Annotated in this window: 19 protein-coding genes; 10 read left to right on the top strand and 9 right to left on the bottom strand. The window is 63.5% G+C overall.

All coding sequences use genetic code 11. The features are described from left to right. Positions 1-332 precede the first annotated feature (332 nt). Positions 333-698, bottom strand: coding sequence for a hypothetical protein (locus AB7I51_RS09775; protein WP_428404064.1), 366 nt, complete (start codon positions 696-698; stop codon positions 333-335). A 195-nt stretch (positions 699-893) separates the two neighbouring features. Here AB7I51_RS09775 and apaG point away from each other — a divergent pair, with 195 nt between their 5' ends. Beyond that, entirely contained in the window at positions 894-1,286 is a 393-nt protein-coding gene (gene apaG / locus AB7I51_RS09770) for a Co2+/Mg2+ efflux protein ApaG (RefSeq protein WP_409979154.1), read from the top strand. 9 nt (positions 1,287-1,295) lie between these two features. After that, positions 1,296-2,453 carry an acetylornithine deacetylase gene (argE, locus tag AB7I51_RS09765; protein ID WP_428404063.1) on the top strand — a complete coding sequence of 386 codons (1,158 nt, stop codon included), beginning with the start codon at positions 1,296-1,298 and terminating at the stop codon, positions 2,451-2,453. A 95-nt stretch (positions 2,454-2,548) separates the two neighbouring features. Here argE and AB7I51_RS09760 read toward each other — a convergent pair whose 3' ends face one another. After that, positions 2,549-2,800, bottom strand: coding sequence for a hypothetical protein (locus AB7I51_RS09760; RefSeq protein ID WP_428404062.1), 252 nt, complete (start codon positions 2,798-2,800; stop codon positions 2,549-2,551). A gap of 234 nt (positions 2,801-3,034) precedes the next feature. On the opposite strand from AB7I51_RS09760, the gene yajC reads away from it, so the two are divergent. Genes yajC through AB7I51_RS09725 form a run of 7 tightly spaced genes read left to right on the top strand, consistent with a single transcriptional unit; the run spans position 3,035 to position 9,609 of the window. Beyond that, positions 3,035-3,652 carry a preprotein translocase subunit YajC gene (yajC, locus tag AB7I51_RS09755; protein WP_428404061.1) on the top strand — a complete coding sequence of 206 codons (618 nt, stop codon included), beginning with the start codon at positions 3,035-3,037 and terminating at the stop codon, positions 3,650-3,652. A 36-nt stretch (positions 3,653-3,688) separates the two neighbouring features. Next, positions 3,689-5,281 (top strand): protein translocase subunit SecD, encoded by a 1,593-nt coding sequence (gene secD, locus AB7I51_RS09750; RefSeq protein ID WP_428404060.1) that lies wholly within the window; start codon positions 3,689-3,691, stop codon positions 5,279-5,281. A gap of 13 nt (positions 5,282-5,294) precedes the next feature. Continuing rightward, a complete protein-coding gene (gene secF, locus AB7I51_RS09745; protein ID WP_428404059.1) occupies positions 5,295-6,374 on the top strand; it encodes a protein translocase subunit SecF in 1,080 nt (359 codons plus the stop codon). After that, positions 6,371-6,748, top strand: coding sequence for an Mth938-like domain-containing protein (locus tag AB7I51_RS09740; protein WP_428404058.1), 378 nt, complete (start codon positions 6,371-6,373; stop codon positions 6,746-6,748). Before secF ends, AB7I51_RS09740 begins: the two co-directional genes overlap by 4 nt. Position 6,749: 1 nt before the next feature. Next, on the top strand, positions 6,750-7,589 hold the full coding sequence (locus tag AB7I51_RS09735; RefSeq protein ID WP_428404057.1) for a phytoene/squalene synthase family protein: 840 nt from the start codon (positions 6,750-6,752) through the stop codon (positions 7,587-7,589). A 35-nt stretch (positions 7,590-7,624) separates the two neighbouring features. Then, positions 7,625-8,959, top strand: a complete 1,335-nt coding sequence (locus tag AB7I51_RS09730; protein WP_428404056.1) for an ActS/PrrB/RegB family redox-sensitive histidine kinase — start codon at positions 7,625-7,627, stop codon at positions 8,957-8,959. Between the two features lie 56 nt (positions 8,960-9,015). Beyond that, positions 9,016-9,609, top strand: coding sequence for an ActR/PrrA/RegA family redox response regulator transcription factor (locus AB7I51_RS09725; RefSeq protein WP_428404055.1), 594 nt, complete (start codon positions 9,016-9,018; stop codon positions 9,607-9,609). Between the two features lie 122 nt (positions 9,610-9,731). Here AB7I51_RS09725 and AB7I51_RS09720 read toward each other — a convergent pair whose 3' ends face one another. Further along, a complete protein-coding gene (locus AB7I51_RS09720; RefSeq protein WP_428404054.1) occupies positions 9,732-10,205 on the bottom strand; it encodes an MmcB family DNA repair protein in 474 nt (157 codons plus the stop codon). A 101-nt stretch (positions 10,206-10,306) separates the two neighbouring features. Between AB7I51_RS09720 and AB7I51_RS09715 the strand changes: the two genes are divergently transcribed. Then, entirely contained in the window at positions 10,307-11,392 is a 1,086-nt protein-coding gene (locus AB7I51_RS09715) for a polyamine ABC transporter substrate-binding protein (protein WP_428404053.1), read from the top strand. A gap of 72 nt (positions 11,393-11,464) precedes the next feature. Here the strand turns inward: AB7I51_RS09715 and dnaA are convergent, their stop codons facing one another. The 6 genes from dnaA to coaBC form a co-directional block, all read right to left on the bottom strand. Then, positions 11,465-12,967, bottom strand: coding sequence for a chromosomal replication initiator protein DnaA (dnaA, locus tag AB7I51_RS09710; protein WP_428404052.1), 1,503 nt, complete (start codon positions 12,965-12,967; stop codon positions 11,465-11,467). 936 nt (positions 12,968-13,903) lie between these two features. Further along, on the bottom strand, positions 13,904-14,176 hold the full coding sequence (gene rpsT / locus AB7I51_RS09705) for a 30S ribosomal protein S20 (RefSeq protein ID WP_428404051.1): 273 nt from the start codon (positions 14,174-14,176) through the stop codon (positions 13,904-13,906). Positions 14,177-14,290: 114 nt separating this feature from the next. Continuing rightward, positions 14,291-15,064, bottom strand: a complete 774-nt coding sequence (locus AB7I51_RS09700) for an enoyl-CoA hydratase (RefSeq protein ID WP_428404050.1) — start codon at positions 15,062-15,064, stop codon at positions 14,291-14,293. Between the two features lie 42 nt (positions 15,065-15,106). Then, the gene (locus AB7I51_RS09695) at positions 15,107-15,550 is read right to left on the bottom strand and encodes an RrF2 family transcriptional regulator (protein ID WP_428404049.1); all 444 of its coding nucleotides are present in this window, start codon (positions 15,548-15,550) and stop codon (positions 15,107-15,109) included. Continuing rightward, positions 15,547-16,011: a dUTP diphosphatase gene (dut, locus tag AB7I51_RS09690; RefSeq protein WP_428404048.1), complete on the bottom strand. Its 465-nt coding sequence runs from the start codon at positions 16,009-16,011 to the stop codon at positions 15,547-15,549. The genes AB7I51_RS09695 and dut overlap by 4 nt, the downstream gene beginning before the upstream one ends. Next, complete coding sequence (gene coaBC, locus AB7I51_RS09685; protein WP_428404047.1) at positions 16,008-17,276, bottom strand: bifunctional phosphopantothenoylcysteine decarboxylase/phosphopantothenate--cysteine ligase CoaBC; 1,269 nt, start codon at positions 17,274-17,276, stop codon at positions 16,008-16,010. Before coaBC ends, dut begins: the two co-directional genes overlap by 4 nt. Positions 17,277-17,514: the final 238 nt, after the last annotated feature.

The raw sequence follows: 17,514 nt of genomic DNA, 5'->3' as shown, positions 1-17,514 counted from the left end.
CGGTGGTGACGCGTCCCGGTCCGCCGGCGCTATGGCCCGCCGGCCCTCGATGCACAGGGCCGCGCGCGCCGCCGACGTTGATGGTGGGAAGCGCCTGCTGCGCCTCGGCGGCCGAGGCGACGAACAGACTGAGCACAGCGAGAGAAGCTCCTTTGAGGAGGCGAGACCGACGGATCATGACGAGCGTTCCTTGGCGTCGAAGCTAATCGACGCAGCAGGAGAGGCGAGCGGCGGCGTTGAACGCGGCGTTCGTATAAAAAAGTGGTGAATCCGCTATGCGCAGCGGAGGAACGATCGAACCGACGCGCCTTGCGCGCGCCCGTCCGGCCGGCTCAGCCCCGCGAGAGGGGCGGCCCCCGAGCGCTTTGCGCGCGCGACGACCGTCCAAAGAGCGGCCGAGCGGCGTGGATGGGCGCGTCGATCAGCGCATATTCGCCGCGCGCGAAGACATATTCCGTTACCAGGGAAATCGAGGCCGCCGGCGGCGCGCCGCACAAGAGACAGGACTGGCAGTTGTGTCTGCGTCCCATTCTGTCGTCGGGCGCCGTCTGTTCGCCTGCCCGCACAAAATGACACTGAGCTGAAAGCGCTTCCTCGGGAGAGATCGAAGCGGCGCGCGCCAATCCGGCTCCGCCGGCGACGGTCTGCATGACCATCGCCAACACAAGCAGCAGCGCGCGAAGCGTCGTGAGCCGCATTTCAATCCCACTCAGCGTGACAGTGCATTATTTACAATCAACTGTCTTCGAGATAGTCGCGGAATGACGAAAAAAGCGAAAAAGGTGCCATTGTGTCTATTCCGTCACAGTGGGCGGCCGCGCCGCACATCCGCGCAATCAAATGCCTAATCAAAGGCATTTCCCTTTGCCGGCGCGCATTCTAATCTTGCGCCCATGTACATCGCCATCACCAGAGACATACAGATCACCGCGCTTCCCGACTTTCTGCCGGACCGCTCGGACCCCGACCAGGATCGCTATGTCTGGTCCTATACGATCGAAATCGCCAATCTCGGGCGCACTCGGGTGCAGCTCCTGTCGCGTCACTGGATCATCATCGACGCGAACGGGCGCCGCGAGGAGGTGCGCGGACCGGGCGTGGTCGGCGAACAGCCGGTGTTGGAGCCTGGCGAAACCTTTCGCTACGCCTCTGGCTGCCCGCTCACCACGCCTTCCGGCATGATGCAGGGCAGCTATCGCATGGTCACCGACGCCGGCGAAACCTTCGACGTCGAAGTCCCCGCCTTTTCGCTCGACAGTCCGCTGTCGCGCCCGACCCTGAATTAGGCGGGCGAGATGGACCGCATTGAGGACGCGATCGACCTGCTCTCCCGTTTGGTCGCTTTCGACACGGTCAGCTCCAAATCCAATTTGCCGCTGATTGATTTCGTCGAATCCTATTTGCGCGACCAGGACGTGCCTTTTGCCCGCGCGCCGAACGCCATGGGCGACAAAGCCGCGCTTTTCATCACGATCGGCCCGAGCGTCGATGGCGGCGTGCTGCTTTCGGGCCACACCGACGTCGTGCCGGTCGCGGGACAGGCCTGGAGCGCAGATCCTTTCACGTTGCGTCGGGACGCCACTCGCCTTTATGGGCGCGGCGCGGTGGACATGAAGGGCTTCGACGCCGCCTGTCTCGCGATGATTCCGGCGTTCAAGGCGGCGCGGCTTTCCCGCCCGATCCATATTCTGTTGAGCTATGACGAGGAGACCACTTGCCTGGGGCCGCAGGACGTGATCGCCCGCTTCGGTGCCGACCTGCCCCGCCCGTCAGCGGTCATCGTCGGCGAGCCGACCTCGATGGAGGTCGCCGACGCCCATAAAAGCGTGACCACTTTTACGACGCGGGTGCGCGGCTTCGAAATCCATTCGGCCAATCTCAATCACGGCGTCAGCGCCGTCCATGTCGCCTGCAAGCTCGTCTGCGAACTCGAACGAATCGGCGAGGCGCTGCGCGCGGCGGGCGACCCGAGCGGGCGCTTCGATCCGCCCTTCTCGACCATTCACGTCGGCGTCATTCATGGCGGAACGGCGCGCAACATCGTCGCCAAGGATTGCGAATTTCTTTGGGAGGTTCGAGGACTGCCCGGCGCGCCGGCAAGCATCGTTCGGGATCGGCTGGAGGCCTATTGCGACGAGCTGAGGCGATCCATTTTTGTCGGCTTTCCCGACGCAGGGATTGAGACCACGGTGGAAAACGAGGTTCCCGGCCTTGCGCCTCAGCCGGGCTCCGAGACCGAGACCCTGGCGCTGCGGCTCGCCAAGCGAAATGCGACGATCGCCGTGCCCTATGCGACCGAAGCGGGCCAGTTTCAGCGGGCGGGAATGGCGGCGGTCGTCTGCGGTCCCGGCCGCATCGACCAAGCGCACCAGCCCGACGAATATATCGACATCGCCGAGTTGGCCGCCTGTTTGGAGTTCCTGCGCGGGCTCGCGCGGGAGCTTCAATCATGAATTCGCGACAGCATCGCATTTGCTGAGCGCGGAAGCGGTCTCTCGGACGAGCGGCGCCTGAGAGACCGAGATAAATCGACGGGTCGCCGAGGCGATCAGCAGACCCAATGCCACCGGCCGTACCACCAGCGCCAGCAGGCGCCGCCGCCATTCCAGCCGCCCCAGCCCCACGGCCCATACCAGCCGCGGCCATACCAGCCGCCATGCCAACCATGGCCGCCATGCCAACCGTGGCCGCCGTGCCAGCCGTGGCCGCCGTGGCCGCCGTGCCAGCCGCCTGCGGCCACAGGGGAAGAGGCGAAGACCGCTCCCGCCAGCAGCGCGGCGCATGCAACTTTCTTCAACATGACTTTTCTCCTAAGACACTGACGCCGTGAGGCGCCGCAGATCGACTACGCTGCTGGGCGGCGATGGAGCGTGCGCGGCCACACGTTGGGCGCCCTGCGCGCACATTGCGCAACGTCGGCGGGACGGCATTGCTTTCGTGAAGTGAGCGGCTATAGTCCGCGCCCGTTCCGGCGCTTTAGGAATGAACACGCGCGCCGGGCTTCGAGCCTTCGAGCCTTTAAAGAGATGTCGCGATGAAGCTGATCCCTGACGCTTTGGCGCAAGCCCAGCCGTCACCGCCCGCCGCCGAAGCGCCTGCCTCGCCGCCGGTTGAGCCGAGCGCCCCCGCTGCGCCGACGCCGCCAGGCCTGCCGCATCCGCCCGCCTCGACTCAAACCGGGCAGTTGGCCGAATCCAAGCCAGAGGCGGCGCAGCCTCCGACCATGCCGGAAATGCTCGGGCAGCTCGTTCCCATCTTCGTGGTGATGGGCATCGTGTATATACTTGTCATACGCCCGCGCTCCCGCCGTGAGAAGGACGCGGTCGCGCAGCTTCGAAACGTGCGTCGCGGCGACACGCTCGTCACCACGAGCGGGTTCGTCGCCAAGGTGACGAAATCGATCGACGACGCCGAAGTCGAAGTCGAGCTCGCGCCCAATGTGCGGGTAAGAATGCTGCGCACCGCCATCGCCGAAGTGCGCGCCAAGGGCGAGCCGGTGAGGGACGAGCCGCCGCCAGCCAAGTCCGGCGGCGCAAAAGGCGGCGCAAGAGCGGCGAAGTCCGGCGAGACCAAGCCGACCGAAACCAAGTCGAGCGACGCAAAGACCAGCGACGCCAAGGCCAGCGACGCCAAATCCGGCTCGCAGAGCTGACGCCCTCCTTTCGACCCCCTAGCCGATAGCAGGACGATGCTGCGATTCTCGACCTGGAAATTCTTCGCCATTGTCGCGATGACTCTCGCCGCGGTGCTCATCGTCGCGCCGAGCATGTTGTCGGCGTCTCACTATGAGGAGCTGAAGTCGCGTCTGCCCTCCTGGCTGGTGCCGCCGACCATCGTGCTCGGCCTCGATTTGCAGGGCGGTTCGCATGTAATGCTCGAAGTCGATCAGGCGGACTTGATCGCCACGCAGATCAAGAACCTGCGCGACGACGTGCGCCGGATCCTGAGGGAGGAAAAGGTCGCCATCACCGGCGGAATCGGCACGACTGCGCGCGGGGTCCAGGTGCGTGTGGCTGACGAAGCCGACCGCGAGAAAATTCTCCCGAAGCTGCGCCAGCTGCGCAACGGCTTCAGCAACGCGCTCATGGGCGGCCCGTCGCCGCTCGACGTCGAGACGTCGCCAGACGGCATCATTCGCGTGACCCTCACCGACGCGGGCATCACTGACAAATCACGCAAGGCGGTCGAGCAGTCGATCGAGGTCATTCGCCGGCGCGTCGACGCGCTAGGCACGCGAGAGCCGAGCATCCAGCGGCAGGGCGACGACCGCGTGCTGGTGCAGGTGCCGGGTCTCCAGGACCCCGAGACTCTCAAGGAAATTCTTGGCAAGACCGCCAAGCTCGAATTCCGCCTCGTCGCCGAACCCGGCCAGAATCCGTCGGAAACCGAGGAGCTCGATCAGGTCGAGCAGGAAGGCAAGATCGCGGTTGAAAAGCAGGTGATGGTCAAGGGCGAGGATCTCACCGACGCGCAGCCCGGCTTCGACCAGCAGAGAAGCGGCGAGCCGGTCGTCAATTTCCGCTTCAATATTCGCGGCGCCCAGTCCTTCGGCGAAGTCACCTCGAAAAATGTCGGAAGGCTGTTTGCGATCGTGCTCGATAATAAGGTGATTTCCGCGCCGCGAATCCTGACCCCGATCACCGGCGGCTCAGGCCAGATTTCCGGGCGCTTCACCGTCGAACAGGCAAATAATCTCGCGATCCTGCTGCGCGCCGGCGCGCTGCCGGCGAAGCTCAACATCGTCGAGGAGCGCACCGTCGGGCCTGGCCTCGGTCAGGATTCGATCGACGCCGGCAAACGCGCCGCCTACGTCGGCGCAGGACTCGTCGTCGTCTATATGCTCGTCACCTACGGCGTCTTCGGCGTCTTCGCCAATCTCGCGCTTTTTGTGCATATCGCCTTCATTTTCGCCGGCCTTGTGCTGCTTGGCGCGACTCTGACGCTGCCGGGCATCGCCGGCATCGTGCTCACGATCGGGATGGCTGTCGATTCGAACGTGCTGATCTACGAGCGCATTCGCGAGGAGAATCACGCCGGGCGCTCGATCCTCGCTTCGCTTGACGCGGGCTTCACCCGCGCCTTCGCGACCATCGTCGATTCGAACGTCACCATGTTCGTCGCCGCTGCGATCCTTTATTTTCTTGGCTCGGGACCGGTGCGCGGCTTCGCCGTGTCGCTTGCGCTCGGCATTCTAACGACCATTGTCACCGCGGTGACCATGACGCGCATCATGATCGCCGTCTGGTATCATTACGCGCGGCCGACGAAACTGCCGATCTGAAGGGGCGACCTTTATGAAACTTCTGCGCCTCGCCCCGGAGAACACCAAATTTCCGTTCATGCGGTTTCGCCGCGTGAGCTATCCTTTCTCGGCTCTGCTGTCGCTGATCGCCGTCGCCCTCTTCGTCTTCAAGGGCATGAATTTCGGCATCGACTTCGCCGGCGGCACGGTGATCGAACTGCGGGCGAAGTCGGGCGCCGCGGAAGTCGGCACGCTCCGCACGATGGGCGAGAATCTCCATCTCGGCGACATCGAAGTGCAGGCCTTCGGCAATCCGGCCGACGCGACCCTGCGCTTCGGTCTGCAACCGGGCGGCGACGTCGCCCAGCAGGCGGCGGTCGAGCGGGTGCGCGACGCGGTCGGCGCCTATTACGATCTGCGGCGCGTTGAGGTCGTCGGCCCGCGCGTTTCTAATGAATTGGTGCAGTCGGGAACGCTCGGCGTCGTGCTCTCGATCATCGCGGTGCTGAGCTATCTGTGGTTTCGCTTCGAATGGCAATTCGCGATCGGCGCGGTGATCGCGACGATGCATGATCTGCTGCTCACCGTCGGCTTCTTTTCGATCACCCAACTCGAATTCAACACAACCTCGATCGCCGCGATTTTGACCATCGTCGGCTATTCGTTGAACGAGACGGTGGTGGTGCTCGACCGTATTCGCGAGAATATGCGGAAATACAAGAAAATGGCGACGGCCCAGATGGTCGACATGTCGATCAACGCCGTACTGCCGCGCACGATCATGACCGCGACGACGGTGATGCTTGCTTTGTTTGCGCTCGTCGCTTTCGGCGGCCAGGTGATCCGCTCGTTCTCGATTGCGATGATCTGGGGCATTTTCGTCGCCACCTATTCGTCGATCTTCATCTGCTCGCCGATGCTGATCTATCTCGGTCTGCGCAATGAGGACGCCGACAAGGCGGCGGCGCAAAGCCACGAGACTGAGCGCAAGGCCGCGACCGCCGCTTCTGCGAAGGACGAGGCGGCCGAGGCGCCTAGCGCCGCGCCGACGGCGCCGCCCGCAACGACGGAAAAGACTCCCGCGCCCGCTCGCAAGGCGGCCGGCAAGCGGGCGAAGACGAGGCCGGCTTGACCGCTAGCGACGGCGGCTATGTCCCCGGCCGCCATAAGATCGACGATTACGGCGGCGGCGGTTTTCGCTTCGCCGACATGTCCCACAAAGGCTCCATTCTCGCCCTGCCCTCCGGCGTGCGCGCCGTGCCTTTAGGCAGCGCCGCGGAGATCGACGAAGCGATGATCGATCGCGCGCTATCTGAAAGCGGCGGCCTCGACGTGTTCGTCGTTGGGACTGGACAGGATTTGCTGCCGCTTGCGAGCGTCCTGCGCGCCAAACTGCGCGCGGCGGGAGTCGGTTGCGAAACCATGGCGACGGGCGCCGCCGTGCGCACCTACAATATGCTCGTCGACGAGGATCGCCGGGTCGGCGCGCTGCTGATCGCCGTGTGACATGACCGCCGCCTCAGAGGAGAATTATGTGCAGTGCGAAGAACTTCTTCGGGCGCGCAATCGCGACCTGTGGCTCGCCTGTCTCTTCGCGCCGCCGGACGCGCGCAAGCACATTCACGCGCTCTATGCTTTCGCCCAGGAAGCAGCCGACGTCAGCGGCAAGGTCACGCAGCCGCTGCTGGGCGAGATGCGGCTGCAATGGTGGATCGACGCGCTGGAAGGCGCGGCCGCGCAAGGCGACGGCGCGCGCGCCAATCCGATCGCCGATGCGCTCATCGAAACGATCGAGCTTTTCGCCCTGCCCCGCGACGAATTTATCGCGCTGGCGGAAGCGCATGTCTTCGATCTCTACGACGATCGGATGCCGAGCTGGTCGGCGCTCGAAGACTATTGCCGCGCCACCGCGTCGGCCCCGATGCGCTGGGCGGCCCGCATTCTCGGCGCAAATCTTCAGGCGCCGTCGGCGCGCGCTTTCGATGAAGCGGGCGTCGCGCTCGGCTTGACGCGAATCGCGCGCGCCGTCGCCGAAAGTTCAGGCGGGCAGAAATTTCTGCCTGAGGAGGCATTCGCCAAAGACGGCGAGGCGGCGAGCGCGCGCGACGCGCTTCGTTCGGCCACAAAGCAAATGCGCGGCCTCGCACAGTTTCACTATGACGCGGCGCGCAGCCTGGCCCTCGATCTAGGCCCCGCCCACGCCGCCCTGCTTCCGGCGGCCACCACGCCTCTCTATCTGGAGCGGCTGGCGCGAAGCGATTACCATCCTGATCGCCCGACTGGCGAACCCTCGCCGTTGCGCCGACAATGGCGCATCTGGCGCGCGTCGCGCGGCGTCGGATTGTGATACGCGATGGAATACTGCGCTCAGGAATTATCGAAATGACAACCGTAGAATATGAATATGACGCCCGGCGCCTGCGCATGCAGACTCTGCTCGTGCTGCGCTGGGTGGCGATCGCCGGCCAGACGGCGGCCTGTCTCGGCGTCTATTTCATTCTCGGATTCGATTTTCCTGTCGGCCTCTGCTTCGTCTTCATCACCGCGTCGGCGACGCTCAACATCGGCATGCGCTATGGCACGCCGCGCAGTTTCCGCCTCGGCGACGTCGAAGCCGCCGTGCTCCTTGGTTACGACATCATCCAGCTTGGGTTTTTGCTCTACCTCACCGGCGGGCTAACCAACAGTTTCGCGATGCTGTTCCTCACGCCGGTGATCATCTCATCGGTGTCGCTGCCGAGCAAACTGACGCTTCTCCTTGGCATCGTCATGATTGCGGTCGCGACGGTGCTTGCGGGCGAATATTACCCCTTGCCCTGGTATCACGACGAAAAGCTGAGCTTCCCGCTTCTTTACCGGGCCGGTATCTGGGCGGCGCTGGCGCTCAGCGCGGCGTTCATCGGCATCTACGCCGCGCGAGTCTCCGACGAAGCGCGACTTCTCGCGGATGCGCTCGCCGCGACGGAATTGGTGCTTGAGCGCGAGCAACATCTTTCGCAGCTCGACGGCCTCGCCGCTGCGGCGGCACACGAACTCGGCACGCCGCTCGCGACCATCACGCTGATCATCAAAGAACTACTGAAGTCCGCGCCAGAGAATGCGCAGGCGCTACGCGACGATCTTGCGCTCCTCGCCCAGGAAGCGGCGCGCTGCAGGGAAATCCTCGGCAAGCTCGCCTCGCTTGGCGCGACGGATCAGAGCGCCGTCATGAATCTGCTCTCGATCGACACGCTGATCCAGGAAGTGGTCGAGCCGCAGCGCGAGAGCGGCGTCGAGATCGAAGTTTCCAAGAACGGTCCGCCCGACGCGCCAGTGCTGGCGCGCAATCCGGCCATCCTCTATGGCCTCGGCAATCTCGTCGAAAACGCCATGGACTTCGCCAATTCGCTGGTAAAAATCGACGCATGGTGGAGTCCAAGCTACGTCACGATATCGATCCAGGACGACGGGCCCGGCTTTTCGCCTGACATTCTCGACCGGCTCGGCGACCCCTATTTGAGAGGCCGGCCAACGGAACGGCGCACCAAAAGCGATCCAGACTCAGGACTGGGGCTCGGTCTTTTCATCGCCAAAACGCTCCTGGAACGGTCAGGCGCCATCGTCGAAACAACAAATGTTTCGCCGCCGAGAACTGGCGCGATCATCAAGATCACCTGGCCGCGGACCGCGCTCGAACCGGCCGCCGCCAGGACCAAGCTTGTAGATCAGGACAAATAGATCGACGCAACGCTGTCGATAAGCTAGATTTGACAAAAATCACGGGTGGAAACGCGATGTCGGCTGAAGAATTAAAGTCGGATCGGGAGGACGTTTCGGAGGCTGAGCAAATTGCCGCTCTGCCGCAGGATCGTTCATTACTCATACTGGATGACGACAAACCGTTTCTCGGAAGGCTGACTCGCGCGATGGAGGCGCGGGGCTTCGTCGTGACGCCATGCGAAACGGTCGCCGAGGGTCTCGCGGCGCTTGAATCGAGTCCGCCGGCTTTCGCCATCATCGACATGCGGCTCAACGACGGCAACGGGCTCGACGTCATATCGAAGCTGAAGGCGTCGCGACCCGACGCGCGCGGCATCATTCTCACCGGCTACGGCAACATCGCCACCGCCGTCACCGCAGTAAAGCTCGGCGCGTTCGATTATCTGGCGAAACCTGCCGACGCCGACGAAATCTATCACGCGCTGATGGCGACTCAGCTCGACAAGCCGGACGCGCAGGAAAATCCGATGTCGGCCGACCGGGTCCGCTGGGAGCATATTCAGCGCGTCTTCGAATCCTGCGACCGCAATGTTTCGGAGACGGCGCGGCGGCTCAACATGCATCGCCGCACCCTGCAACGCATTCTCGCCAAACGCGCGCCCCGTTGACTTAGATCACGCTCCGTTTAGGCGAACCCGCCTAAACGAAGATGACGTGCTCGATTCCAAAGTTTGGGGCGCGCTTTGCGCGAAAAACCGGCTCCCACTTTTTTCGCAGCGCGCTCAAAGCGTCAATCGGCCAACCTGTCGCCGAAGGCGAGCATGCAATAGCGGTTCGCCGCAATCGTCGCGAAGCGTAACAGCAGCGCGCGTCGCCGCGCCGGCGCGAGCGGCGACGTCGGCGATTCGCGCGCGAGCAGCGCCCCATGCGCGTCGGCCACAATCAGCCCGGCGTCCTGCGGAAAGGATTCGGGATCGAGCGATGCGGGGATCGCGAAATAGAATCGGTCGCAAAAGCCGCGATACTGCGGCCATTTGAGATCAGCGCGAAAATCCGCGTAACTCGACTTGACCTCGACGATTCGCAGGACGCCGTCGGGCGCGAGCGCGATGAGATCGGCGCGCCGACCGTTCGGCAAAGGCGCTTCGCAAACAACGGAAAAGCCGCAGGCCTGCAGATAGCGCCGCGCGCCGCGCGCCACGCGTTTCGTGGCGTCGGGCCGCCCTTCGAGCGCCGTTGCGCGGTCTGCGGAAAAAGCCGTCATGTTTATCCCAGCGGACCTGTTCCCCGCCCAGCTTGGCGCGTCGCCAAAGCCCGCGCAACCATGTTAGGTTCGCGCGAATGATCCACTAGACGGCTTGTCGCATGAAACGACTTCTCCTCGCATGCTTCCTCGCTCTTCTCGCCGCGACCACGACCGCCCAGGGCGGCGAGCGCGTCGTCAATGTTTTCAACTGGAGCGATTACGTCGATCCAAGCGTGCTCGAAGACTTTACCCGGGAGACAGGAGTCAAAGTCGTTTACGACACCTATGATTCGAACGAGATGCTTGAGGCGCGGCTTCTCGCCGGCGACACCGGCTATGATGTTGTCGTGCCTTCGGCGACCTTCCTGCAGCGGGAAATCGCGGCTGGCGTGCTGCAGCCGATCGACCGGCGCAAGCTCGTCAATGCGCGCAACATCTGGCCGGAGATCGACAGCAGGCTGGCGCGTTTCGATCCGGGCAACCGCCATGCCGTCAACTACATGTGGTACACGACAGGCGTCGCCTATGACGTCGCCAAGATTCAGGAGCGGCTGGGCAAGCCGATCACGAGCTGGGATCAGGTTCTGCGGCCGGAAGCCTTGAAAAAGCTGGCCGGCTGCGGCGTCTATATGCTCGACAGCCCGGAAGACATGTTTGCGATCGCGCTCAATTATTTGAAGCTCGATCCGAATTCGAAAAACCCCAGGGATCTCAAGCGCGCCGCCGACCTCCTGACGAGCCTGCGCCGCTATGTGAAGAAATTTCACTCGTCAGAATATATCAACGCATTGGCGAACGGCGACATCTGCCTCGCCATCGGCTGGTCAGGCGACAGTCTACAAGCCCGCAATCGCGCTCGAGAGGCCGGAACCGACGTCGACATCGCCTATGTGATACCGAGCGAAGGGTCGCTCCTCTCACTCGACAATCTGGCGATTCCGAAGGATGCACGGCATCTCGACGAAGCCTATCTCTTCATCGACTATCTGCTTCGTCCCGACATTGCGGCGCGCAATTCCGTCGCCACCAATTTCGCCAATGGCGTCGCGCCGTCGCGACCGCTGATCGACAAGGCGGTCGCGAACGATCCCTCGGTCTACCCGAGCGACCTCATGATGCGCCGCCTCTTTACCGTCGCGGCGCCCGATCAGGCGGTTCAGAAAATGATTACCCGAATGTGGACGACGGTGAAGACCGGACGCTGAGATGATTCCGTCGCGCCGATCACACCCGACCGGCGCGCCGAACGTCAGACGCACGTTCACCCGCCCTCCGGTTCACTGCTCGCTCAAAATCCGCTTCAGGAGCTCGATGACCTCGGCGAGCCCCTTGTCCTTGGCGGCAAGCTCTTCGATCTTGCGCACCGCATGCAGCACTGTCGTGTGATCGCGGCCGCCAAATCGGCGACCGATCTCCGGCAATGAGCGCAGCGTCAGCACTTTCGACAAATACATGGCGATCTGCCGAGGCCGCACGACGTTGGCGGTGCGCCGGGACGACAGAATGTCGGCGCGCGAAATATTGTAATGGCTCGCCACGAGCTTCTGGATATCGTCGATCTTGACGCGCTTTGGATCCTGCGTGCGCACGAGATCGCGAATGGCGGCCTCCGCGGTCTCGACGGTCAGCGGGGCCCCGGTCAGCGTCGAGTGGGCCAGCAGCCGGTTGACCGCGCCTTCAAGATCGCGGCCGTTGGTGGCGATCATGCGCGCGACACAGGAAATAACCTCAGGCGGCACGTTGAAATTGCATTGAGATTCCTTCGCGGCGGCGATCCGCGCGGCGAGAATCTTGATGCGCAAGGCTTCGTCGAGCGGCCCGATGTCGACGCACAGCCCGCCTTTGAACCGCGACAACACGCGCTCGTCGAGCGTGTCGAGCTCCGACGGCGGCCGGTCGGCGGCGACGACGACCTGGCGGCCGGCGTCAATTAGCGCATTCAGCGTGTGGCAAAATTCCTGTTGGATCGATTTACCCTGCAGGAACTGCACGTCGTCGATGATCAGCATGTCGATTCCGCGCAGCTTCTCCTTGAACGCCAACGACGTCTGGGCGGTCAGCGAAGAAACAAAGCCGCTCATGAAGCGTTCCGCCGTCAGATAGATCGTATGGCGGCGATTGTCGTTCGACGCATGCGCAAGCGCTTGGAGCAGGTGCGTCTTGCCCAGCCCGACCGCCGCATGGGCATAGAGCGGATTGAACATGGGAAGATCCCCGGCGCGCGCCTCCGCGACGCGACAGGCGGCCGCATAGGCGAGCTGGTTTGACGGTCCGACCAGAAATGTCGAGAAACACAGCCGGCGATCGAGCGGCGAGCCCATGAATGAATCGGACTCGTGACGCGACGCGGCCGAGCGGGCGGCGCGCCTTCCATTGGCTTCGTTCACCGCTTCGAGAGCTGGCGCGAATGACGCGGTCGCACGCTCGACAAATTGCGGCGCGCTGGGCGCGCCATTATCCGGGCCGTCCTCTCGTGCGCGCGGCTTGCGCATGGGCGAACGCACGTCGATGACCACGCGCTCCACCTTTGAAAATTCGCTCGCGACGCGCGCCTTTATCCGCGGCGCGTAGTGCGACTGAACCCAGCTCTTAAGAAATTTCGTGGGCACCGTCAGGTGCACCGCGCCGCCATCGATGCGCTCCAGTTCCAGGCGCGTGAACCAGGAATTGTAAACAGCGTCGCCAAGATCGGTTCTCAGCCTGTGTCGAACTCGGTCCCATTTCGAGCGATCCTCAGGGGATACTTCGCCGCTTGCCAATTGTTCTGTGTGATCGGACATATCAGACCTTTTTTCCGAAACGCGCGCCAAAAAACGGGACCCCCCGGCAAAAACTGCCGCAGGCGCTGATCGAAGGAACCTAGTTTGATCGAGTAGTCGCCGCCGCGTACGGCGCTAAATTGAAAACTTCAATGGCGGCCCTATCGCGAGCCGCGCGCATCTGCCAACGTTGGCCTCACACGTAAAACAAGAACAAGGCGCCGCGAACGATCGCGCAATCAAAGGATCGTTGACGCTGCGCACTCCCTGGACTGTCTCGGCCAACCGCCCCTTCGCCATGACAAAGTCTCCCTACTCCGGGATCGACGAATCCCGGATTGATGCGCGTCGCAGGAAACGGACTCTACGCTACGCCCTTGCGAACTGATCACTTTAGAGTTCAACCGAACGGCTGGAAGGCGGCAATGCGTCTCGCTCGACGGCCCATCCGCGCCGGGAAACAAAGATCGTTCCCCTCACTACCTGCGCGCCGCTGAAAAACCGACGCCGACCGCCTTTCGTTCGACCTTTCGAGGCTACACGTCAGCGCGATCACACGCAACGACGCTCGTGACGACATGTGTCATATTGTTTGCAGATTTCCGACGCAGCGTTACGAATTTCTTGTCGCATTTGGCCATAAGCCGATGATTCGCCGCCCATAAAATTTCGCTTGAGAAATGCGTGTTAAGCTCGCACGACACGCGCCGGCGCCTCGGCGAACAAGGCCCAAAAATTAGTGTCAAGTGGGGAAGTTTTTCTCGTTCGTGACAGCTTGATTGCAAGAGATTGAATCGCGAGAATTTTGAATGATCACAGGTTATGGGCGCAAAAAAAAATCTTTAAACGTGTCATCTGCGCTTCATGCGGCGGTTTGGCGGACCCTGAACAGTCAAAAAAAGAGCCCGGCGCTCGCCGGGCTCGAACCATCGTCGTCACATCGCGCGGCGATGCGTTTTACGCCTGCGCCGCCAACGCCTTCACCCGAGCGGTCAGCCGCGAAACCTTCCGCGAGGCCGTGTTCTTGTGAATGACTCCCCGCTGGGCGGCGCGCATCACAATCGTCACCGCGTTCTGGAGCGCGTCGGCCGCCACCGCCGGATCGCCCGAGGCGATCGCCTCCTCGACCTTACGCACAAAGGTGCGCATGCGGCTGCGGCGCGCCCGATTGACCGAGGTGCGGCGCGCGATCTTGCGAACGGCTTTTTTGGCCGAACTCGTATTGGCCATGTTTTGCGTGTCCTTGAAAGAGACGGCGTCGAGCCGCCCAAAAACCAAAGGGCCGCGAAGTCGCGGCCAAGTGGCGGGTTTATAGGCGCGACGCGGTCCGTCGTCAATGGCCGCCTATCGGTTCGCGAAAGCCGGCTTCCGCTTCTCCACGAAGGCATTCATGCCTTCCTTTTGATCATTGGTGGCGAAGAGGGAATAGAAGTGGCCCCGCTCGTAGCGGATTCCCTCTGCGAGCGTCGTCTCGAAAGCGCGATTGACCGCGTCCTTGGCGATAAGAACCGCGGGTAACGACATCGACGCGATGGTCGCGGCGGTCTTCATCGCCTCGGCGAGAAGATCCTGGGCCGGCACGATCCGCGCGACGAGGCCGGCGCGCTCCGCCTCCTCCGCGCTCATCATCCGACCGGTCAGAATAAGGTCCATCGCCTTGGCCTTCCCAACGGCGCGGGTCAGCCGCTGGGTGCCGCCGGCTCCCGGAATCACGCCAAGCTTGATTTCCGGCTGGCCGAAGACCGCCGTGTCGGCAGCTAGAATAAAGTCGCACATCATCGCGATTTCGCAGCCGCCGCCCAGCGCGAATCCGGCGACCGCGGCGATGATCGGCTTGCGCGCCCGCGCCACGACGTCCCATCGGCCAATGAAATCGTCGAGAAAGGCGTCGACGAAGACCTTGTCGCGCATTTCCTTGATGTCCGCGCCGGCTGCGAAGGCCTTTTCCGAGCCGGTCAGAACGACGCAGCCGACGCCGTCATTCGCTTCAAACGCCGAAAGAGCGTCGTCGAGTTCGGCGATGAGCCGCGCATTGAGCGCATTGAGCGCTTCAGGTCGATTGAGCCGGATCAGTCCGACTCTGCCCTGCGTCTCGGCTTCGATCGTCTCAAAAGTCATGCGCGCCTCCTGCCAATCCGGCTACTTGCCGGATCGCGCGCTTCATATCTCAAAATCGCCGCTCGCGTCCGGCCTTTCTCCAAATCCGTGCGCGAGCGCGCGGGCGTGCAGATCGTCGAGCGTCACGTCATCCAATCGGCGGAGCGCGCTTTCTTCGGCCTCCGCGATGACCGGCTCCAACACCGCCGAGAGCAGCGGCGGCGCGATGTCGGGCGCCTCCTCCTCCACGCCGAGCGCGACGCGGACGATTTCGCCGACCGAGAGACGGCGTCGCTCGCGCGCCAGCGCATATCCGCCCGCGGGTCCCCTGACGCTTTTGAGAATCCCCGCCCGCACCAAAGCCTGGAGGATCGTCTCCAACCGCCGCGGCGGCAGACCGTGACGCGCGGCGAGCTGTTTCGACGACACCGGCCGGCCGCGCGCGTGAAGCGCGACGTCGAGCGTCGCCATCAGCGCGAATCGGGCGGAGCGCGACAGGAGCTTCATCGCGCGCCGTCTCCGCCAAGTCCCGTCGACCCGAAGCCGCCTGGGCCGCGCGCCGTTGCATCGAGGTCTTCGACCTCGACAAGCGTCGCCTGCGGCGCCGGCGCGATGACGAGTTGAGCGATACGCATCCCGCGGACGATCTCGAAGGCCTGCGCCCCGAGATTGATCAGGATCGCTTTGATCTCGCCCCGATAATCGCTGTCGATGGTGCCCGGCGCGTTGAGCACGGTGACGCCATGCGCCGCAGCAAGGCCCGAGCGCGGCCGAACCTGTCCCTCATACCCTGGGGGCAAGGCGATCGAGAGACCTGTGGGGATGAGATCGCGCGCGCCGGGCTCCAACACCAGCTTTTGGCCCGGGGCCAACGCGGCGTAAAGATCGATGCCCGCCGCTCCTTCGCTCGCATAGGCCGGCGATGGCAGGCCGTCGGCGTTAGGCAATTGGCGGATCGCGACTTTCATGACGCCCTCTCGTCGCCGATCATCTGCGCAAGCTGCGCGATGAGACGCTCCGCGACATCCTCCTTGCGCAGCCGCGGCCAATCCTCGACGCCGGCGCGAGAGACGAGATGCGCCTCATTGGTTGCTCCGCCGATAACGCCCGATCCCTCGCTCACGTCATTGGCGACAATGAGATCGCATCCTTTCCGGGCGAGCTTCTCCTGCGCATGGCGAATGAGATCACTGGTTTCGGCGGCGAAACCGACGACCAGACGCGGACGCCTCGAACCGAGTGAGACGCTGGCGAGAATGTCAGGATTTTCAATAAACGACAGCGAGGGCGCGCCCTGCTCGCCTTTCTTGATCTTTTCGAGCGCCGGCTCCGCGCGCCAATCGGCCACGGCCGCCGCGGCGATGAATATGTCCGCCGGCAGCGCCGCCTCCACGGCGCACATCATGTCGCGCGCACTCTCTATATGTACGACCTCGCAGCCGGGAGGATCGGCGAGCGCGACGGGTCCCGATATCAGCGTCACCCGCGCGCCTGCGCGCGCCGCCGCCGCGGCTATGGCGTGGCCTTGCTGTCCGGACGAACGGTTGGCGATATAACGGACCGGATCGATCGGTTCATGAGTGGGGCCGGACGTCACGACCACGTGCAGCCCTTCGAGGGCGCCGCCGTGGGTCAAAAGCCCTTCCGGAGCGGGCAATCGAGTATCATGCTTTAGCGCGGTCTCGATCGCTTCGACGATTTCGAGCGGCTCGCACATGCGCCCCGGCCCATATTCGCCGCAGGCCATGTCGCCGACCGTGGGACCGACAAACCAGGCGCCGTCGCCGTGCAGGGTCGCGACATTTCGCTGCGTCGCGGGATGAAGCCACATGCGCACATTCATCGAAGGCGCATAGAGCACGCGCTTGTCGGTCGCGAGCAGCAGAGTGGTCGCGAGATCGTCGCAAAGGCCCCGCGCCGCGCGCGCGAGGAGATGCGCCGTCGCGGGAGCGACGACGATGAGATCCGCGTCCCGCGACAGCTGAATGTGGCCCATTTCCTGCTCTTCGGTGGCGGAGAACAGGTCGTCGTAGACTTTTTCGTTGGCGAGGCTGACGAAGGCCAGCGGCGTCACGAACTCCTTGGCCGCTGCGGTCATCACGACCCGCACGACGGTGCCGCGCTCGCGCAGGCGACGCACGAGTTCGAGCGATTTGTATGCGGCTATCCCCCCGCCAACGATCAGCAAGATGCGCTCAGCCGATAGGCTTAGCGCATGTCCTACGCCCGCCACTGAAAAAACTCCGGTCGCCGCAGGCGGGAGAATACAGATTTTATGCGCAAGGCCAAACGACTTCGCTTGCGCTTTCGTCGCTCGGCGACCAATCCGCCTGCAGCGGTCGCGATCGGCGCCAAATCAAGTCTCCCGGTTGAAGCGTTGCTTTACGTCTTTCCTGATCTCCAAACTTGCGAGGGCGACCCGCCATGCGACGCGTCGTCGCGTCGTCATTCGTCTGGCTCGGCGATGACAT

It is taken from the genome of Methylocystis sp., assembly GCF_050246715.1.
In the GTDB taxonomy this organism is placed as follows: Bacteria; Pseudomonadota; Alphaproteobacteria; order Rhizobiales; family Beijerinckiaceae; genus Methylocystis.
This window is presented reverse-complemented; position numbering and strand designations above follow the sequence as displayed.

Excerpts from the sequence above, each read along its gene's own strand:
- AB7I51_RS09775 (WP_428404064.1), bottom strand. The coding sequence starts at position 698 with ATGCGGCTCACGACGCTTCGCGCGCTGCTGCTTGTGTTGGCGATGGTC.
- apaG (WP_409979154.1), top strand. The coding sequence starts at position 894 with ATGTACATCGCCATCACCAGAGACATACAGATCACCGCGCTTCCCGAC.
- argE (WP_428404063.1), top strand. The coding sequence starts at position 1,296 with ATGGACCGCATTGAGGACGCGATCGACCTGCTCTCCCGTTTGGTCGCT.
- AB7I51_RS09760 (WP_428404062.1), bottom strand. The coding sequence starts at position 2,800 with ATGTTGAAGAAAGTTGCATGCGCCGCGCTGCTGGCGGGAGCGGTCTTC.
- yajC (WP_428404061.1), top strand. The coding sequence starts at position 3,035 with ATGAAGCTGATCCCTGACGCTTTGGCGCAAGCCCAGCCGTCACCGCCC.
- secD (WP_428404060.1), top strand. The coding sequence starts at position 3,689 with ATGCTGCGATTCTCGACCTGGAAATTCTTCGCCATTGTCGCGATGACT.
- secF (WP_428404059.1), top strand. The coding sequence starts at position 5,295 with ATGAAACTTCTGCGCCTCGCCCCGGAGAACACCAAATTTCCGTTCATG.
- AB7I51_RS09735 (WP_428404057.1), top strand. The coding sequence starts at position 6,750 with ATGACCGCCGCCTCAGAGGAGAATTATGTGCAGTGCGAAGAACTTCTT.
- AB7I51_RS09730 (WP_428404056.1), top strand. The coding sequence starts at position 7,625 with ATGACAACCGTAGAATATGAATATGACGCCCGGCGCCTGCGCATGCAG.
- AB7I51_RS09725 (WP_428404055.1), top strand. The coding sequence starts at position 9,016 with ATGTCGGCTGAAGAATTAAAGTCGGATCGGGAGGACGTTTCGGAGGCT.
- AB7I51_RS09720 (WP_428404054.1), bottom strand. The coding sequence starts at position 10,205 with ATGACGGCTTTTTCCGCAGACCGCGCAACGGCGCTCGAAGGGCGGCCC.
- AB7I51_RS09715 (WP_428404053.1), top strand. The coding sequence starts at position 10,307 with ATGAAACGACTTCTCCTCGCATGCTTCCTCGCTCTTCTCGCCGCGACC.
- dnaA (WP_428404052.1), bottom strand. The coding sequence starts at position 12,967 with ATGTCCGATCACACAGAACAATTGGCAAGCGGCGAAGTATCCCCTGAG.
- rpsT (WP_428404051.1), bottom strand. The coding sequence starts at position 14,176 with ATGGCCAATACGAGTTCGGCCAAAAAAGCCGTTCGCAAGATCGCGCGC.
- AB7I51_RS09700 (WP_428404050.1), bottom strand. The coding sequence starts at position 15,064 with ATGACTTTTGAGACGATCGAAGCCGAGACGCAGGGCAGAGTCGGACTG.
- AB7I51_RS09695 (WP_428404049.1), bottom strand. The coding sequence starts at position 15,550 with ATGAAGCTCCTGTCGCGCTCCGCCCGATTCGCGCTGATGGCGACGCTC.
- dut (WP_428404048.1), bottom strand. The coding sequence starts at position 16,011 with ATGAAAGTCGCGATCCGCCAATTGCCTAACGCCGACGGCCTGCCATCG.